Raw genomic sequence first — 16216 nt, forward strand, 5'->3', positions numbered from 1 at the left:
TTTTACGCGCCGGTAAAACCGGGCCCTCAGTCGCCAGACTGAGGGCAGCGCTCTTCCTTCCATTTCGCGACCGCCAGAATACGGCGCCGCGTCAGCTCCTCACGAATCTCCGGCCCTTTAAAGCCCTGAGCAACCACCTCTTTCGTAGAGACCGATTGGGCGATGTGCCAGGCTTCAAGCAGCAGGCGTCCCTGCGGGTAGTCGCGGGCTTCGAAACCGGTACGTCCGCGCACATCGGCCTCGCTGGTTAAAGCGATTTGCATGACCCGGTGCGGCTTACGCCAGGCGTCGATATTATCAAACAGTTTGACCAGCGTTTTAGGCTGCAGTATGGGCAGGGTATGAATCAGGTCGTGAAATTCGGCGACCAGCTTTGCCAGATCGCGAATATCGTTCGGCACGCGCAGACGGGCGCAAAGCTGCTCGACCAGCCTGACGCCTGCCGGGCCGTGGCCGTGGTGGCGCGGCCAGAGCGCTTTTGGCGTCAGCCCTTTGCCGAGGTCGTGGCACAGCGTTGCAAAGCGCACGTCAATCTCCGGCGACAGCATCGCCGCCATCGTCAGAGTCATTAGCGTATGCACGCCGGTGTCGATTTCAGGATGCCATTTGGCGGGCGCCGGAACGCCGTACAGCGCGTCGATTTCCGGGAACAGTACGCCGAGCGCGCGGCAGTCGCGTAAAGTCTGGAAAAAGACCTGGGGATTCCGGGTGCCAAGGGCGTTTTCCGTCTCTTTCCAGACCCGCTCCGGCGTCAGATGCGCCAGTTCGCCGGCATCGGCCATGGCGCGCATCAGCGCCATGGTTTCGTCGGCAATACGAAAGCCCAGATGGGCATAGCGGGCTGCGAAGCGCGCCACGCGCAGAACGCGCAGCGGGTCTTCGCTGAAGGCGGGTGAGACGTGGCGCAGCAGGCGCAGACGCAAATCGGCCTGGCCGCCGTAGGGATCGACAATCAGGCCATCGGCATCCTGAGCCAGCGCATTGACCGTCAGATCGCGGCGCAGCAGATCTTGCTCCAGCGTGACGTCCGGGGCGGCATAGCAGGTGAAACCGGTATAGCCGGAACCCGATTTACGCTCGGTACGCGCCAGCGCATACTCTTCCCGGCTTTTCGGGTGCAAAAATACGGGGAAATCGCGGCCTACCTGCTGGTAGCCCGCTTCAAGCAACTGTTCAGGCGTGGCGCCGACCACGACCCAGTCTCTGTCTTTGACCGGTAGTCTTAATAACGCATCCCGAACTGCACCACCGACCAGATAAATCTTCACGCCCGACTCTCCCGTATCTACTTTGCTCAAGATGATACGTAAGTCTGGCAGAGAAGACGAATTAGTTCATCCACCGGTCTTTACGTTTACGGCTCGGGACCAGATGCGGCAGCACCAGTCCGAGCAGCAGTCCGACGCCAAGCACGCCGCCGCCGTACATAAACCACTGCATGATAATGGTGCGCTGCTTATCATCCAGCTGCAGATTCGCGGCATTCACCTTCTTCTGGGCGACAACCAGCTCATTTTTCAGCTTTTGGTTTTCGTCTTTCAGCGCGTTGATCACGGTATCGCTGCCGGCGACCTTTTTCTGCATGTCGGCGGTGCGCTGATTCCAGGTGGTGTCGATGTTATTCAGTTTGTCGGTCAGGGTTTTCACCTGATTTTGCAGATCCGGCACGCGGGTGCGCAGGCTGGGCTCGTTGCTCAGCTCTTTCAGCGGAATCCAGGCGGTACGGCCGTTGCCGTCGCGGATTTGGGCATAGCCGGTGCTGTCATTGGTCTGCAGCAGAGAAACTTCTTCCCCGGCGTTAATGGTGCCCTGAAGACGATAATTATCGCCCGGCCCCGTGCGAACCCAGGTGTTCAGTTCATCAGAAACATAACGTTTTTCTTCTGCATGAACCGCCGTGGCGGCGCTGAGCGCCAGTAAAGTAAAAGTGATAAGGCGTAATTTTGGCATCAGGTCATCGTTTGATCGTAAAAAGTTGAACGATAGTAGTGGCATCGCCATAGCGACGCAAAGTTTTCTGCCACAATCGGAAACATCCGGGAGGTGGCCCGGCAAAATGCGCATTGCATGGAGAATCGTCGCAAAATACTATCTACTGACAAAAAATATCGGCGATAGTTCGCCGTATTTTCCCGGCAGCGCAAAGAAGCGGAAGAATTCAGTCATGGCTCAAGAAATCGAATTAAAATTTATCGTCTCCGACAGCGGCGTGGAAACATTGCGCCAGCACCTTAATGCGCTTAACGCCCAGCACACGCCCGCGGGTCAATTGCTCAATATTTATTATGAAACGGCGGACAACTGGCTGCGTCGTCATGATATGGGGCTGCGCATCCGCGGCGATCGCGGCCGTTATGAAATGACCCTGAAAATCGCCGGTCGCGTGGTGGGCGGATTGCATCAGCGTCCGGAGTTCAACATTCCGCTGGAAAGCCCGGAACTGGCGCTGGAGCGCCTTCCTGCCGAGGTCTGGCCGCAGGGCGAGCTGCCCGCGGAGCTGGCGCAAAACGTACAGCCGCTGTTCAGTACCGATTTTGCGCGTGAAAAATGGGTGGTCAGCGAAGGGGAGAGCCAGATTGAAATCGCGCTCGATCGCGGAGAGGTGAAAACCCCTGAGCATCAGGAAGCGATTTGCGAGCTGGAGCTGGAGCTGCTCTCTGGCAAGACGGAAGATGTGCTGGTTCTCGCCCGTCGTCTGCTGGAAACCGGCGTGTTGCGCCAGGGAAGTCTCAGCAAAGCGGCGCGCGGCTACCATCTTGCTCAGGGGAACGACGTGCGCCCGGTACAGCCATTCGGCGTTCTGCAGGTGGCGCCCAAAGCCAGCGTAGAGCAGGGGCTGGAGGCCGCGCTGGAAAACGCGCTGGCGCACTGGCTGTATCATGACGAGGTCTGGAGCCGCGGTAATCCGTTGGCAAAAGGGGAGATCCTCCGCGCTATCGCCCGGGTGCGTCATGCGCTGGTGCTGTTTGGCGGCATCGTGCCGCGTAAGGCCACCGCGCCGCTGCGTGAACAGCTCGCTGAAGCGGAAGCTGCTCTGACGCAGGCCGGTAAGGAGCCTTCCGCGCTGTTCAGCCTTGCCGCAGTCAGCGCGAAGCTCGCATTGACCGAATGGCTGGTGAACCGCAGCTGGCGCGTCTTTTTAAATGAGAATGCGCAGAAGAAGATCGCCGGCTCTTTTAAACGTTTCGCCGATATCCAGCTGTCGCGGGCGGCGGCGGAGTTAAAAAATGCGTTCCAGCAGATACCGGGGGACGATTACGACGGCCAGCTGCCGCGTCTGTCCCGCGACATCGACTGCATTCAGCTGCTTGCCGGCGCCTATGCCGCTGCGGCGGCCCCCTGGCTGGAGAACTGGCTGGAAGTCCGTCGCGCTATTGAGCACAAAGATCGCAGCGTCATTGAATATTTCCGCCGCCAGGCGCTGGCCGCGGAGCCATTCTGGCTGCACAGTGGAAAACGATAATTTCAGGCCAGGGAGACCCCTATCATGCCGCTTTCTTCACAGTTACAGCAGCACTGGCAGACGGTTGTAGACCGACTGCCGGCGGATTTTCCATTACCCACGTTAAGTCCGCAGGCGCAGTCGGTGATGGCGTTCAGCGATTTCGTCCAGCAGAGTCTGGTGGCGCAGCCGCAGTGGCTGAGCGAACTTGAAAACTCGCCCCCTGAGGCGCAAGAGTGGCGTCACTATGCCGACTGGCTACAGGCTGCCCTGGACGGGGTCAACGACGAAGCGGCGCTGATGCGTGAGCTGCGCCTGTTTCGCCGCCGGATCATGGTGCGCATCGCCTGGGCACAGGCGCTGTCGCTGGTCAGTGAAGAGAGCAGTTTGCAGCAGTTAAGCACGCTGGCGGAGACGCTGATTGTCGCCGCCCGCGACTGGCTTTACACCGCCTGCTGTCACGAATGGGGGACCCCTTCCAGCGCCGAAGGAAAAGCGCAGCCGCTGCTGATCCTCGGAATGGGGAAGCTGGGCGGAGGCGAACTCAATTTCTCGTCGGACATCGATCTGATTTTTGCCTGGCCGGAACATGGCGCAACCCGCGGCGGGCGCCGCGAGCTGGATAACGGGCAGTTTTTTACCCGCCTCGGCCAGCGGCTGATAAAAGTCCTCGATCAGCCAACTCAGGATGGCTTTGTGTATCGCGTTGATATGCGCCTGCGCCCCTTCGGCGACAGCGGGCCGCTGGTGCTGAGCTTTGCCGCGCTGGAAGATTACTATCAGGAACAAGGGCGCGACTGGGAGCGCTATGCGATGGTCAAAGCGCGGATCATGGGCGATAATGACGGCACCTACGCCAACGAACTGCGCGCCATGCTGCGGCCGTTCGTCTTCCGCCGCTACATCGACTTCAGCGTGATCCAGTCGCTGCGTAATATGAAGGGGATGATTGCCCGTGAAGTCCGCCGTCGCGGGTTGAAGGACAATATCAAGCTCGGCGCGGGCGGTATCCGCGAAATCGAATTTATCGTGCAGGTCTTCCAGCTGATCCGCGGCGGGCGTGAACCGGCGCTGCAGCAGCGGGCGCTGCTTCCGACGCTGGCAGCGATCGATGAGCTACACCTGCTGCCGGAAGGCGATGCTGCCCGGTTGCGTGACGCCTACCTGTTCTTACGCCGCCTGGAAAACCTGCTGCAAAGCATCAACGACGAGCAGACGCAAACTCTGCCGCAGGATGCGCTTAACCGCGCCCGCCTGGCGTGGGGGATGCATGTTGATGACTGGGAAGCGCTGAGCGCGCAGCTGGAAGAGAAAATGGCCAGCGTACGGCGGGTGTTCAACGAGCTGATTGGCGATGATGAAGCGCAATCACCGGATGAGCTGCTGGAGGAGTACTGGCGCGAGCTGTGGCAGGATGCGCTGGAAGAGGATGACGCCAGCCCGGCGCTGGTCCACCTTGCGGATGACGACCGTCGCAGCGTGCTGGCGCTGATTGCCGATTTCCGTAAAGAGCTGGATAAACGCACCATCGGCCCGCGTGGGCGCCAGGTGCTGGATCAACTGATGCCGCATCTGCTCAGCGAAGTGTGTTCGCGGGCCGATGCGCCGGTGCCGCTGGCGCGCATTACGCCGCTTCTGACCGGTATCGTCACCCGAACCACCTACCTCGAATTGCTCAGCGAATATCCCGGCGCGTTGAAACATCTGATTAGCCTTTGCGCCGCCTCGCCAATGGTTGCCAGCCAGCTGGCGCGCCATCCGCTGCTGCTGGATGAACTGCTGGATCCCAATACGCTGTATCAGCCGACGGCGACCGATGCCTATCGCGATGAGCTGCGGCAATATCTGCTGCGTGTGCCGGAAGAGGACGAAGAGCAGCAACTGGAGGCGCTGCGCCAGTTTAAGCAGGCGCAGCTGCTGCATATTGCCGCCGCCGATATTGCCGGGACGTTGCCGGTGATGAAAGTGAGCGATCACTTAACCTGGCTGGCCGAAGCGATGATTGATGCGGTGGTGCAGCAGGCGTGGATGCAGATGGTGGCGCGTTATGGCCAGCCGACGCACCTGCATGATCGTCAGGGGCGTGGTTTTGCGGTTGTCGGCTACGGAAAACTGGGGGGCTGGGAGCTGGGCTACAGTTCGGACCTTGACCTGGTGTTCCTGCATGACTGTCCGATGGAGGTGATGACCGACGGGGAGCGCGAAATCGACGGTCGCCAGTTCTATCTGCGCCTCGCCCAACGTATTATGCACCTTTTCAGCACCCGCACCTCTTCAGGGATTCTCTACGAAGTGGATGCTCGCTTACGTCCGTCTGGCGCCGCGGGCATGCTGGTCACCACGGCCGATTCGTTTGCCGATTACCAGAAGAATGAAGCCTGGACCTGGGAACATCAGGCGCTGGTGCGCGCCCGCGTGGTCTATGGCGATCCCGAACTGCAGGTGCGTTTTGATACTATCCGTCGCGATATTCTCAGCGCGCCGCGTGAAGGGGCGACGCTGCAGACCGAGGTGCGGGAAATGCGCGAGAAAATGCGCGCCCATCTCGGCAATAAGCAGCGGGATCGCTTTGATATTAAAGCCGATGCCGGGGGCATTACCGACATTGAATTTATTACCCAGTATCTGGTCCTACGCTATGCGCACGAGAAGCCGAAGCTGACGCGCTGGTCTGATAACGTGCGCATTCTGGAACTGCTGGCGCAAAACGACATTATGGATGATGAAGAAGCGCGGGCGCTGACCCATGCCTACACCACGCTGCGCGATGCGCTGCATCGTCTGGCCTTGCAGGAACAGCCGGGGAACGTCGCTCCGGACGCCTTTACCCATGAACGTCAGCAGGTGAGCGCCAGCTGGCAGAAGTGGTTGATGGCTTAACTAAAAAACCGGGTGTGCTATTATCGCGCGCAAAGTTTGTATCTCGCAGGAGAGAGTCATGAAAGTAACGCTGCCGGAGTTTGAACGTGCAGGAGTGTTGGTGGTGGGCGATGTCATGCTGGACCGCTACTGGTATGGTCCCACCAGCCGTATTTCCCCCGAAGCCCCGGTACCGGTGGTCAAGGTGGAAAATATCGAAGAGCGTCCCGGCGGTGCGGCAAACGTGGCGATGAACATCGCCTCTCTCGGCGCGACTTCCCGCCTGGTTGGCCTGACCGGGATTGATGACGCCGCGCGTGCGCTTAGTAAAGCGCTGGCGGATGTCAACGTGAAGTGCGATTTCGTCTCCGTACCGACTCACCCGACCATCACCAAGCTGCGCGTGCTGTCGCGCAACCAGCAGCTGATCCGCCTGGATTTCGAAGAGGGATTCTCCGGCGTCGATCCGCAGCCGATGCACGACCGCATTCAGCAGGCGTTGGGTACCATCGGGGCGCTGGTGCTGTCCGATTATGCCAAAGGTGCGCTGGCCAGCGTGCAGACCATGATTAAGCTGGCGCGCGATGCGGGCGTACCGGTGCTGATCGACCCGAAAGGCACCGATTTTGAACGCTATCGCGGCGCCACGCTGCTGACGCCGAACCTCTCCGAATTCGAAGCCGTCGCGGGCAAGTGCAAGGATGAAGCGGACATTGTCGAACGCGGCCTGAAAATTATTGCTGAGTTCGAACTCTCCGCCCTGCTGGTAACCCGCTCCGAGCAGGGGATGACGCTGCTGCAGCCGGGCCGTCCGCCGCTGCATATGCCAACTCAGGCGCAAGAAGTGTATGACGTCACCGGCGCCGGCGATACGGTGATTGGCGTGCTGGCGGCGACGCTGGCCTCCGGCAACACGCTGGAAGAGGCGTGCTACTTCGCCAACGCGGCGGCCGGTGTCGTGGTCGGCAAGCTGGGGACATCCACCGTTTCACCGATCGAGCTGGAAAACGCCGTGCGCGGGCGCGCGGAGACCGGGTTCGGCGTGATGAACGAAGACGAGCTGAAACAGGCCGTTGCGGCGGCACGTAAGCGCGGCGAGAAAGTGGTGATGACCAACGGCGTGTTTGACATTCTGCATGCGGGCCACGTTTCTTATCTGGCCAATGCGCGCAAACTGGGCGATCGCCTGATCGTTGCGGTCAACAGCGATGCGTCGACCAAACGTCTGAAAGGCGAGTCTCGTCCGGTCAACCCGCTGGAGCAGCGGATGATCGTGCTCGGCGCGCTGGAAGCCGTCGACTGGGTCGTCTCATTTGAAGAGGATACGCCGCAGCGCCTGATCGCCGGCATTCTGCCGGACCTGCTGGTCAAAGGCGGCGACTATAAGCCGGAAGATATCGCGGGTAGTGAGGAAGTCTGGGCGAACGGCGGCGACGTGCTGGTGCTGAACTTTGAAGATGGTTGCTCGACCACCAACATTATTAAGAAGATCCAGAAAGACAGCAGTAAGTAATTTGTGACGCCGGTCGGGCGTTCTCGGGTGTGGGGTTGCGCATCGCGAGGCCGAAGAACTCCGGATAATGCCCGACTCGAAAAGCCGACGATCGTCAGATCGCCGGTTTTTTTTATTTAATGATGGCAGAAATGATTCAGCGCAATAAACAGGCGATTTGAGCGCATTTTTCGTCCAAAAAGCGTTAGCGTAAGTATAAATACTGAAGTTTGTAGAAAGCATATGACCAATCAGAACACACACGGCTGAAGGAGTATGCGGATGAATCATCACGAACTGTATTCAATGAAGAACTTTGATTTTCTGGCCCTGAGTTTCGCCAGAATGCATGCACAGGGACACACCGTTGATCTCCAGGCTATTATTGGCAATATGGATGAAGATCATCGTGAGTGGTTTTGCCAACGGTATGAACTCTACTGCCGTCAGGTCAGTGCAGAGGCTGAGTCGCGGCCAGAGCTAGAACACTGAAACAACAACGGGCCTGAGGGCCCGTTGTTTTTACTGCTTCTCATCGACGCTCGGGGCCGCCGCGCGGCTTTCCAGATCGCTGATACGCTGCTCCAGCAGCGCCAGTTTTTCGCGAGTGCGCAGCAGCACCTGCGTCTGCACATCAAACTCTTCGCGACTGACCAAATCCAGGCGGGTCAGCTGAGACTGGAGTACCTGACGGATCTTTTTCTCGACATCTTCCCCAAGATCGCGAAGGCCTTTCGGCATCGATTCATGGACCTGGCGGGCGATTTGTTCAATTTTTTTCGGGTCAATCATGGTGGTTTCCTGCTCTGGTCGGTTTGTCGTTCATTGTAGTGCGATCGACGCTGCCTATAAACCAGAAATGTTTGAAGCTTATGCATTGCCGAGGATAATCAATAGCGTTATAGTTACCTTGCTTATTCTCAGGGCGGGGCGAAATTCCCCACCGGCGGTAAATCAACCATCGCGTTGAAAGCCCGCGAGCGCTTTCTGCACCAGCAGAAAGGTCAGCAGATCCGGTGTAATTCCGGGGCCGACGGTTAAAGTCCGGATGGGAGAGAGTAACGGCTCAGTCGGGTCTCGATCCGCTTGCGTTGACTTTTGCCGCTAAACCGGCGCTCCTAAGACTGCCCTGATTCTGGTAACCATAATTTTAATGAGGTTTATTTACCATGAATCAGACGCTCCTTTCCTCTTTTGGTACCGCTTTTGAACGTGTGGAACACGCTTTAAATGCACTGCGCGAAGGCCGCGGGGTGATGGTGCTTGATGATGAAGACCGTGAAAACGAAGGCGACATGATTTTCGCCGCCGAAACCATGACCGTCGAGCAGATGGCGCTGACCATCCGCCACGGCAGCGGCATTGTCTGCCTGTGCCTGACCGATGAACGTCGTAAGCAGCTTGATCTGCCGATGATGGTGGAAAACAACACCAGCGCATACGGCACCGGCTTTACCGTGACCATCGAAGCTGCGGAAGGCGTCACCACCGGCGTTTCCGCCGCTGACCGCGTGACCACCGTGCGCGCGGCTATTGCCGACGGTGCTAAACCTTCTGACCTCAACCGTCCCGGCCATGTCTTCCCGCTGCGCGCGCAGCCGGGCGGCGTGTTGACCCGCGGCGGTCACACGGAAGCGACCATTGACCTGGTAACGCTGGCGGGCTTTAAACCGGCTGGCGTGCTGTGTGAACTGACGAATGACGATGGCTCTATGGCGCGCGCGCCGGAGTGCATTGCGTTCGCGCAGAAGCATGATATGGCTGTCGTCACCATTGAAGATCTGGTGGCCTATCGTCGCGAACATGAGCGCAAAGCCAGCTGATTGTGGCCCCGCATCATGGCAAAGCCCACCTCAGCGTGGGCTTTGTTGTTTTTTAGCTTCAGCCAATGCCCATGGCCTGCAGCACAACCAGGCTTAACCCCATCACCGACATCCCACACAGCACGCCATAACTTGGGTTGCTCTGCGGATCGATCTCTTTTGCCAGCGGCATCAGCTCATCAACCGACAGCGCCACCATGATCCCGGCAACGGCTGCCATAACGGCGCCCATTACGACGGGCGACACCAGGCTACCGAGGATCAGCCAGGCCAGCAGGCCGCCGAGAATTTCCGCCATCCCGGAAAGCCCTGCCCACAGTACCGCCTTATGCCGTGAACCGGTGGCGGCATAAACCGGGCCAGCCACCGCCAGCCCCTCGGGAATATTGTGTAAAGCGACCGCCAGTGCGACGCCCATCCCCAGCTCGAGGTTATTACTGGCCGTCACAAAGGTGGCGATCCCTTCCGGGAAGTTGTGCAGGCTGATGCCCAGAGTCAATAACATTGCGGTTCGGCGAAGATTACGTGGGCGCGGCATACCCGGTGGCAGCAGATCCTGCGGATGCGCGTGGGGCAGCATACGGTCGAGCGCAAAATAGCCCAGCAGGCCGATGACAAACATGCCGTAACCGAGCAGCGGCGACATGCCTTGCGCGTTCAGCGCGGCGGGAAGCATCTCCATCAGTGAGATAAGCAGCATGATGCCCGCGGCAAAGCCGAGGGAAAATCCCAGCAGCCGGTTGGATGGCTTCTGACCGAGGACGCCGAAAATAGCGCCGATAAATGTGGCGCTACCCGCCAGCAGCGTCAATATTAAAGGTGACGACATTATTCATTTCCTTTGATAATGATTATCATTAATGATATCGAGATTCCCTGCTAACGGCGAGAGGGGGAGGCAGCCCTTTACAGCGAATTACATTCAAATTTTCTGACGATCATCATCATGCTTATCTGAGTTTATCCTGACGCAAAAACGCGTAATGTAAAGACATCACCATTCCTCTGTTTAAGGATATCACCATGTCCCGTACCCGAATGCCAGCGTTGTTTTTAGGCCACGGCAGCCCGATGAACGTGCTGGAAGATAACATCTATACCCGCGCCTGGCGGCAGCTGGGCGAAACATTGCCGCGGCCAAAAGCCATTGTTGTGGTTTCTGCGCACTGGTTTACTCGCGGTACCGGGGTCACGGCTATGGAAACGCCGAAGACGATCCACGATTTTGGCGGCTTCCCGCAGGCGCTGTACGATACGCATTATCCGGCTCCCGGTTCTCCGGAACTGGCGCAGCGTCTGGTTGAGTTGCTGGCGCCGGTCCCTGTGACCCTGGATAAAGAAGCCTGGGGTTTCGATCATGGCTCATGGGGCGTGCTGATAAAAATGTACCCCGATGCGGACATCCCGATGGTGCAGTTGAGCATCGACAGCACCAAACCGGCAGCCTGGCATATGGAAATGGGGCGTAAGCTGGCGGTGCTGCGAGATGAAGGCATCATGCTGGTGGCGAGCGGTAACGTGGTGCATAACCTGAGAACGGCACGCTGGCATGGCGAGAGTACGCCTTACCCGTGGGCAGAATCATTTAATGACTACGTGAAAAGCAACCTGAGCTGGAAGGGACCGGTTGCAGAGCATCCGCTGGTGAACTATCTGGCGCATGAGGGAGGCTCGCTTTCTAACCCGACCGCGGATCACTTCCTGCCGCTGCTCTACGCTTTGGGCACCTGGGACGGCGAAGAACCGATATCTATTCCGGTGGAAGGGATGGAGATGGGATCGCTGAGCATGCTGTCGGTGCTGATTGGGGCGTAGAAGAGAGTGTAATAACCCCGGCAGGCGTCAGCGCCGCCGGGGATATCTTATTCGACGAAAATGTGCGGGTAGAAACGCGACAGATCCTGGGTTATCAACGCCCGATCCTCGCGTACGCCGATACCGGCTGGCCGATCGTTGATGAGCCAGCTGCCGATCAGCGTGTAGCTGTCGCCAAACTTCGGCAGCGGATAGAACTCCTGCACGATGGTGCCTTCTTCTCCGTATGGACCCTCTACCGCTTCCAGCACTTTGCCGTTTTCCACGATCGACACGTTGGCTCCTTCACGGGAGAAAATAGGCTTAATGACGTACTTCTCCATTTCCGGATGCGCATCTTCGCTGAAGTAAGCTGCCAGCAGGTTAGGGTGGTTCGGGAACATCTCCCACAGCAGCGGAAGTAAAGCTTTGTTCGAAATGATGCTCTTCCACGCCGGTTCCAGCCAGCGTACGCCCGCGTCTTCCAGTTTGGTGGAGAACATCTCGCGCAGCATATACTCCCATGGGTAGAGCTTGAACAGGTTGCCAATCACCTGATCCTGCAGGTCGGTAAACTGACCTTTTTCACCCAGACCGATATCTTCGATATACAGAAACTCGGTGGCCACACCCGCTTCTGCGGCACAGTCCTGCAGGTACTGCACGGTACCGCGATCTTCTTCCGTATCGCGACAGCAAGCCATATGCAGCAGCTGGAAGCCAAACTGCTCGCGCAGCTCGGCAAAACGCTCGATCAGCTTTTCCTGCAGGCTGTTGAACTGGTCGCTGCCTGCCGGCAGCTGGCCGGCGTTGATCTGATCTTCCAGCCAAATCCACTGGAAGAAGGCGGCTTCATACAGCGAGGTCGGCGTGTCGGCGTTGTTCTCCAGCAGCTTCGGCTCGCCTGTGCCATCCCACGCCAAATCGAGGCGTGAGTAGAGCGACGGCTGGTTGGTTTTCCACGACTGGCGCACGAAGCCCCAGGTATGTTTCGGGATGCGGAACTTCGCCATCAGCTCATCGCTGGCGATAACTTTTTCTACCGCCTGCAGACACATTTGGTGCAGGTCGGCGGTGACCTCTTCGAGCTTCTCAACCTGCGCCAGCGTCAGTTTGTAATAGGCCTCTTCGCTCCAGTACGGCTCGCCATACATCGTATGAAAGTTGAAGCCGTATTCGGTCGCCTTTTCACGCCAGTCCGGGCGCTCCGTGATGCTGATTCTTTCCATGTGATTTATCCGCCCATTGAGCGGGAAGAAGAGGTACCCGCAGCGCTGCGCTGCATGGCGGATTGCTTCGCGACCGATTCACCAAACCCACCGCGGGTGACGGTGCTGGTGGTGGCCGGTTTTGGCGCCATCGCCGTCTTCGGTACGTTCATCGTCCGACCCGGTTGCGCCGCGCCGTAGCTCTTACCACCGGCATCGGTGTACTGACCATAGGCTGGGCTGGCCGGGTTTTTCGAGCTGAACAGCGGCTGCTGTGCACCCATGCCTCCGCCCATCAGACGGCCCATCATGTAGCCTGCCATCAGCGGCATCCAGAAGCTGCCGCTGCTTTGCGCCTGCGCCTGGTTTTCCGGCGCTACGCCCGCCTGAGCCGGCGTTTGCTGGCACTGGCCTTCGCCGAATTCAGCGACGCAATCTTCACGCGTGGCGTATTTCGGCGCGGTACGTACCGCTTCTTTCTGAGCATTGTTGAAAGCGGTGGTACATTCTGCGCTTTTTCCCGGATTGGCGGCAGAGCAGTCATCGGCGTTTTGGTACAAAGAAACCGTCTCGTCGGTTTTTTCACAACCGGCAAGCATAAATACGGCCGTAACGGCAAGGGCGACCGGTGTCAGATGGCGAGCGCTCCAGCTTTTACGGAACGAGGCATGATTAATATTTTTTGTCCGTTTCATATTTGTCTTCCAGGACCCAGTGGTATTGCAAATTGTTAACGCTCAGGATAGAGGATGAGTGGTGGAAAATGAAGCGAAGAGGGGCGGAAAGGAGGGGATCTTTACGTTGCCTTACGTTTAGCGCTTCGCTTAGCGGAATTCGTTAAGCGAAGCGCCATGACGTAATGACGATTACTGGCGGAAAGGATTGGTGCCGCTGGTTTTCGTGGCGCGGGTTGACGCCGATGTCGCCGCCGGGGCTGCATTGCTGCTGTAGCCATCAGCGTTAGCATCCTGCTGCGGGGTTTCCGGCGCGACGCTATCTGGCGAGGTCGACACAGGTTTGCCCAACGTGTTGTTCAGCGCAACCAGATCCTGCTCATTCAGTGTCCCGAGAGCAGATTTGACATTCAGCTGATTAATCAGGTAGCTATAACGTGCGCTGGAGAGCTGCTGTTTGGCGCTGTACAGGGCCGTTGTGGCATTCAGGACGTCGACGATGGTACGCGTCCCCACGGAATAGCCTGCTTCCATGGCATCAAGGGAGCTTTGCGCAGAAACCACCGCCTGTTTGTAGGCGTTGATGCTGCTGATAGAGGCATTGATGTTATTAAAGGAAGAACGCACGGTCTGAACCACGCTGCGATGCGCGCTTTCCAGCAGTTCGCTGGCGCCGACGAAGTTGTACTGCGCCTGTTTCACCTGCGAGTTAACCATCCCGCCCTGGTACAGCGGCAGCGAGAAATTCAGGCCGATTTTGTTCTGCCCGGCATCAGTGTCGCCATAGCGCGTTGGATCGTTGGTTTTTGAACCGTTGTAGGTGGTGTTCGAGATCCCGGTCGAGGCGGTTAAATTCAGGGTCGGCAGATGGCCGTCCTGCGCCTGGCGAATCTGTTCGCGGGCCAGATCCTGGCTCAGACGCGCCTGCAGCAGCGACAGATTGCGGTTTTCCGCTTCTTTCAGCAGCGCGTTCACCGTCTGCGGTTTGTTGGTTTTAAAACCGCCAATGTTCAGCGATGACAGCTGTGGATAGTAGTTGCCGGTTACCTGGCGCAGCGCTTCTACCGCGTTGTCGAGGTTGTTGCGCGCGGTCACTTCGTTTGCCAGTACGGAGTCGTATTGCGAACGGGCGTTCTGCACATCGGTGATCGCCACAAGACCAACGTTAAAGCGCTGGGTGGTCTGATCCAACTGGCGGTAGATGGCCTGTTTCTGTGCTTCGGTATAGGAAAGCGTATCAATGGCGTTCAGGACGTTAAAGTAAGCCGTCGCGGTGTTCAGAATCAGCGTTTGCTGGTTGGTCTGATAGGTGACGTCCTGAATGCCAGCTTGTTTTTCCTGTAGCGTCAGCGAGCGCCATTTCGACATATCGAAAAGAACCTGCGTTAACTGCAGCGAGCCGCTGGTGACGTTCGAGTTCACGCCGTTGCTGTCGCGATAACCATTGGTGTAAGTATAATCCGCGCCCAGGCCAAGCTGAGGCAGTAACGGGCTACGTGCTTCGTTGATCTTCTCGAATGCAGCATCACGATCGGCTGCTGATTTACGCAGGTCAGGGTTGCTGACGCGCGCCTGCTGATAAACCTGCATCAGGTTTTCTGCCTGGCTCATGGCGCTGAAGCCAGTCAGGCCCAGACCGATGAGGATGGGGAAAAGTTTCTTCATTTGCATTCCTTGTTGTGAAGCATAAAGCGCTGCCCAAATTCTAAAAATATTCGCTGATTGTATCGACTCTGCCGCAGTAAAAAGTTGGCGTTACGTGCCATCCGGCGGTAATTTGCACCAATCTAACATACGGACTGTAAAACGATAGCCAAACGGCTTATAAATCCTTACTTTCGGAGGCGCGGGACAGAGACAATGAGCAAGCTCAATCAGCAAGGAATTACCTTCTCGAAAAACGATGTAGAAATTATTGCACGCGAAACGCTTTATCGTGGTTTTTTTTCGCTGGATTTATACCGTTTTCGCCATCGCCTGTTTAACGGCGGGATGAGCGGCGAGGTGACGCGCGAAATTTTTGAGCGCGGGCATGCCGCAGTCTTGCTACCCTTTGACCCGATACGTGATGAAGTGGTGCTGGTCGAGCAAATCCGCATCGCCGCGTATGATACCAGCGAGAGCCCGTGGCTACTGGAAATGGTCGCCGGTATGATTGAAGACGGTGAAACCCCCGAGGACGTTGCCCGCCGCGAAGCGGTAGAAGAAGCCGGACTGGTCGTCGGACGGACAAAACCGGTCCTGAGCTATCTGGCAAGCCCTGGCGGCACCAGCGAAAGGCTGTCGATTCTGGTTGGTGAAGTCGATGCCACAACGGCAAAAGGGATTCACGGTCTGGCGGATGAAAATGAAGACATCCGGGTGCATGTGGTCAGCCGGGAGCAGGCTTACCAGTGGGTTGAAGAGGGGAAAACCGACAACGCGGCCTCTGTCATTGCCTTGCAATGGCTGCAGCTGCATTATCACAATTTACGTAATGAGTGGACAAAATGAAGCGTTATACACCTGACTTCCCGGAAATGATGCGCCTGTGTGAAACCAATTTTGCTCAGTTGCGCCGCTTGTTGCCTCGAACCGATGCAGCCGGCGATGTCGCGGGCTATCAGGTGGGCAATGCGCAATATCGATTAACTATCGTCGAGTCGACCCGCTACACTACATTAGTGTCAATTGAGCAGACGGTTCCGGCGGTAAGTTACTGGAGTTTACCGTCAATGACGGTACGCCTGTATCATGATGCGATGGTCGCTGAAGTGTGTTCGACTCAGCAGATCTTTCGCTTCAAAGCAAAGTATGATTATCCTAATAAAAAGTTGCATCAACGCGACGAAAAGCATCAAATTAATCAGTTCCTGGCGGACTGGCTGAGATACTGTTTAGCACATGGAGCGATGGCGATTCCGGTTTGTTAGCGTCGTGAAACC

At 57.6% G+C, this 16216-nt stretch carries 15 protein-coding genes and 1 riboswitch; of the genes, 8 read left to right on the plus strand and 7 right to left on the minus strand.

Features of this window, described 5'->3' with window-relative positions; genetic code table 11:
- Positions 1–26: 26 nt before the first annotated feature.
- Complete coding sequence (locus Electrica_RS03085) at positions 27–1268, minus strand: multifunctional CCA addition/repair protein (protein WP_141963387.1); 1242 nt, start codon at positions 1266–1268, stop codon at positions 27–29.
- Positions 1269–1329: 61 nt separating this feature from the next.
- Positions 1330–1950, minus strand: coding sequence for a TIGR04211 family SH3 domain-containing protein (locus Electrica_RS03090; RefSeq protein WP_100683521.1), 621 nt, complete (start codon positions 1948–1950; stop codon positions 1330–1332).
- A gap of 214 nt (positions 1951–2164) precedes the next feature.
- Between Electrica_RS03090 and Electrica_RS03095 the strand changes: the two genes are divergently transcribed.
- The 4 genes from Electrica_RS03095 to glgS all read left to right on the plus strand — a co-directional run bounded on the left by Electrica_RS03095 (position 2165) and on the right by glgS (position 8285).
- Positions 2165–3463, plus strand: a complete 1299-nt coding sequence (locus Electrica_RS03095) for a CYTH domain-containing protein (protein ID WP_141963389.1) — start codon at positions 2165–2167, stop codon at positions 3461–3463.
- Between the two features lie 21 nt (positions 3464–3484).
- Positions 3485–6322 carry a bifunctional [glutamate--ammonia ligase]-adenylyl-L-tyrosine phosphorylase/[glutamate--ammonia-ligase] adenylyltransferase gene (glnE, locus tag Electrica_RS03100; protein ID WP_165785355.1) on the plus strand — a complete coding sequence of 946 codons (2838 nt, stop codon included), beginning with the start codon at positions 3485–3487 and terminating at the stop codon, positions 6320–6322.
- A 58-nt stretch (positions 6323–6380) separates the two neighbouring features.
- On the plus strand, positions 6381–7814 hold the full coding sequence (hldE, locus tag Electrica_RS03105) for a bifunctional D-glycero-beta-D-manno-heptose-7-phosphate kinase/D-glycero-beta-D-manno-heptose 1-phosphate adenylyltransferase HldE (RefSeq protein ID WP_141963392.1): 1434 nt from the start codon (positions 6381–6383) through the stop codon (positions 7812–7814).
- Between the two features lie 261 nt (positions 7815–8075).
- Complete coding sequence (glgS, locus tag Electrica_RS03110) at positions 8076–8285, plus strand: cell surface composition regulator GlgS (protein ID WP_141963394.1); 210 nt, start codon at positions 8076–8078, stop codon at positions 8283–8285.
- A 30-nt stretch (positions 8286–8315) separates the two neighbouring features.
- On the opposite strand, the gene ubiK is transcribed toward glgS, so the two are convergent.
- Positions 8316–8585, minus strand: coding sequence for a ubiquinone biosynthesis accessory factor UbiK (gene ubiK, locus Electrica_RS03115; RefSeq protein WP_100683516.1), 270 nt, complete (start codon positions 8583–8585; stop codon positions 8316–8318).
- A gap of 120 nt (positions 8586–8705) precedes the next feature.
- Positions 8706–8857: riboswitch (FMN riboswitch) on the plus strand.
- Positions 8858–8962: 105 nt separating this feature from the next.
- Between ubiK and ribB the strand changes: the two genes are divergently transcribed.
- Positions 8963–9616, plus strand: a complete 654-nt coding sequence (ribB, locus tag Electrica_RS03120; protein WP_100683515.1) for a 3,4-dihydroxy-2-butanone-4-phosphate synthase — start codon at positions 8963–8965, stop codon at positions 9614–9616.
- Between the two features lie 58 nt (positions 9617–9674).
- Here the strand turns inward: ribB and zupT are convergent, their stop codons facing one another.
- Entirely contained in the window at positions 9675–10445 is a 771-nt protein-coding gene (gene zupT, locus Electrica_RS03125; RefSeq protein ID WP_141963396.1) for a zinc transporter ZupT, read from the minus strand.
- A 194-nt stretch (positions 10446–10639) separates the two neighbouring features.
- Here zupT and ygiD point away from each other — a divergent pair, with 194 nt between their 5' ends.
- A complete protein-coding gene (gene ygiD, locus Electrica_RS03130) occupies positions 10640–11431 on the plus strand; it encodes a 4,5-DOPA-extradiol-dioxygenase (protein WP_141963398.1) in 792 nt (263 codons plus the stop codon).
- Between the two features lie 47 nt (positions 11432–11478).
- On the opposite strand, the gene Electrica_RS03135 is transcribed toward ygiD, so the two are convergent.
- The 3 genes from Electrica_RS03135 to tolC form a co-directional block, all read right to left on the minus strand.
- Positions 11479–12639, minus strand: coding sequence for a glutathionylspermidine synthase family protein (locus tag Electrica_RS03135; RefSeq protein WP_100683512.1), 1161 nt, complete (start codon positions 12637–12639; stop codon positions 11479–11481).
- A 5-nt stretch (positions 12640–12644) separates the two neighbouring features.
- Positions 12645–13313, minus strand: coding sequence for a DUF1190 family protein (locus Electrica_RS03140; protein WP_100683511.1), 669 nt, complete (start codon positions 13311–13313; stop codon positions 12645–12647).
- A 171-nt stretch (positions 13314–13484) separates the two neighbouring features.
- Positions 13485–14957 (minus strand): outer membrane channel protein TolC, encoded by a 1473-nt coding sequence (gene tolC / locus Electrica_RS03145; protein WP_141963400.1) that lies wholly within the window; start codon positions 14955–14957, stop codon positions 13485–13487.
- Positions 14958–15152: 195 nt separating this feature from the next.
- On the opposite strand from tolC, the gene nudF reads away from it, so the two are divergent.
- Both nudF and Electrica_RS03155 read left to right on the plus strand, forming a co-directional pair.
- A complete protein-coding gene (gene nudF / locus Electrica_RS03150) occupies positions 15153–15785 on the plus strand; it encodes an ADP-ribose diphosphatase (protein WP_141963402.1) in 633 nt (210 codons plus the stop codon).
- Entirely contained in the window at positions 15782–16204 is a 423-nt protein-coding gene (locus tag Electrica_RS03155; RefSeq protein WP_004867771.1) for a DUF1249 family protein, read from the plus strand. The genes nudF and Electrica_RS03155 overlap by 4 nt, the downstream gene beginning before the upstream one ends.
- Positions 16205–16216: the final 12 nt, after the last annotated feature.

It is taken from the genome of Klebsiella electrica, assembly GCF_006711645.1.
GTDB lineage: Bacteria > Pseudomonadota > Gammaproteobacteria > Enterobacterales > Enterobacteriaceae > Klebsiella > Klebsiella electrica.

Coding starts and splice junctions, on each gene's coding strand:
- ygiD (WP_141963398.1), top strand. CDS start 10,640: ATGTCCCGTACCCGAATGCCAGCGTTGTTTTTAGGCCACGGCAGCCCG.
- hldE (WP_141963392.1), top strand. CDS start 6,381: ATGAAAGTAACGCTGCCGGAGTTTGAACGTGCAGGAGTGTTGGTGGTG.
- ubiK (WP_100683516.1), bottom strand. CDS start 8,585: ATGATTGACCCGAAAAAAATTGAACAAATCGCCCGCCAGGTCCATGAA.
- Electrica_RS03140 (WP_100683511.1), bottom strand. CDS start 13,313: ATGAAACGGACAAAAAATATTAATCATGCCTCGTTCCGTAAAAGCTGG.
- Electrica_RS03135 (WP_100683512.1), bottom strand. CDS start 12,639: ATGGAAAGAATCAGCATCACGGAGCGCCCGGACTGGCGTGAAAAGGCG.
- Electrica_RS03095 (WP_141963389.1), top strand. CDS start 2,165: ATGGCTCAAGAAATCGAATTAAAATTTATCGTCTCCGACAGCGGCGTG.
- Electrica_RS03155 (WP_004867771.1), top strand. CDS start 15,782: ATGAAGCGTTATACACCTGACTTCCCGGAAATGATGCGCCTGTGTGAA.
- nudF (WP_141963402.1), top strand. CDS start 15,153: ATGAGCAAGCTCAATCAGCAAGGAATTACCTTCTCGAAAAACGATGTA.
- tolC (WP_141963400.1), bottom strand. CDS start 14,957: ATGAAGAAACTTTTCCCCATCCTCATCGGTCTGGGCCTGACTGGCTTC.
- glgS (WP_141963394.1), top strand. CDS start 8,076: ATGAATCATCACGAACTGTATTCAATGAAGAACTTTGATTTTCTGGCC.
- Electrica_RS03090 (WP_100683521.1), bottom strand. CDS start 1,950: ATGCCAAAATTACGCCTTATCACTTTTACTTTACTGGCGCTCAGCGCC.
- zupT (WP_141963396.1), bottom strand. CDS start 10,445: ATGTCGTCACCTTTAATATTGACGCTGCTGGCGGGTAGCGCCACATTT.
- ribB (WP_100683515.1), top strand. CDS start 8,963: ATGAATCAGACGCTCCTTTCCTCTTTTGGTACCGCTTTTGAACGTGTG.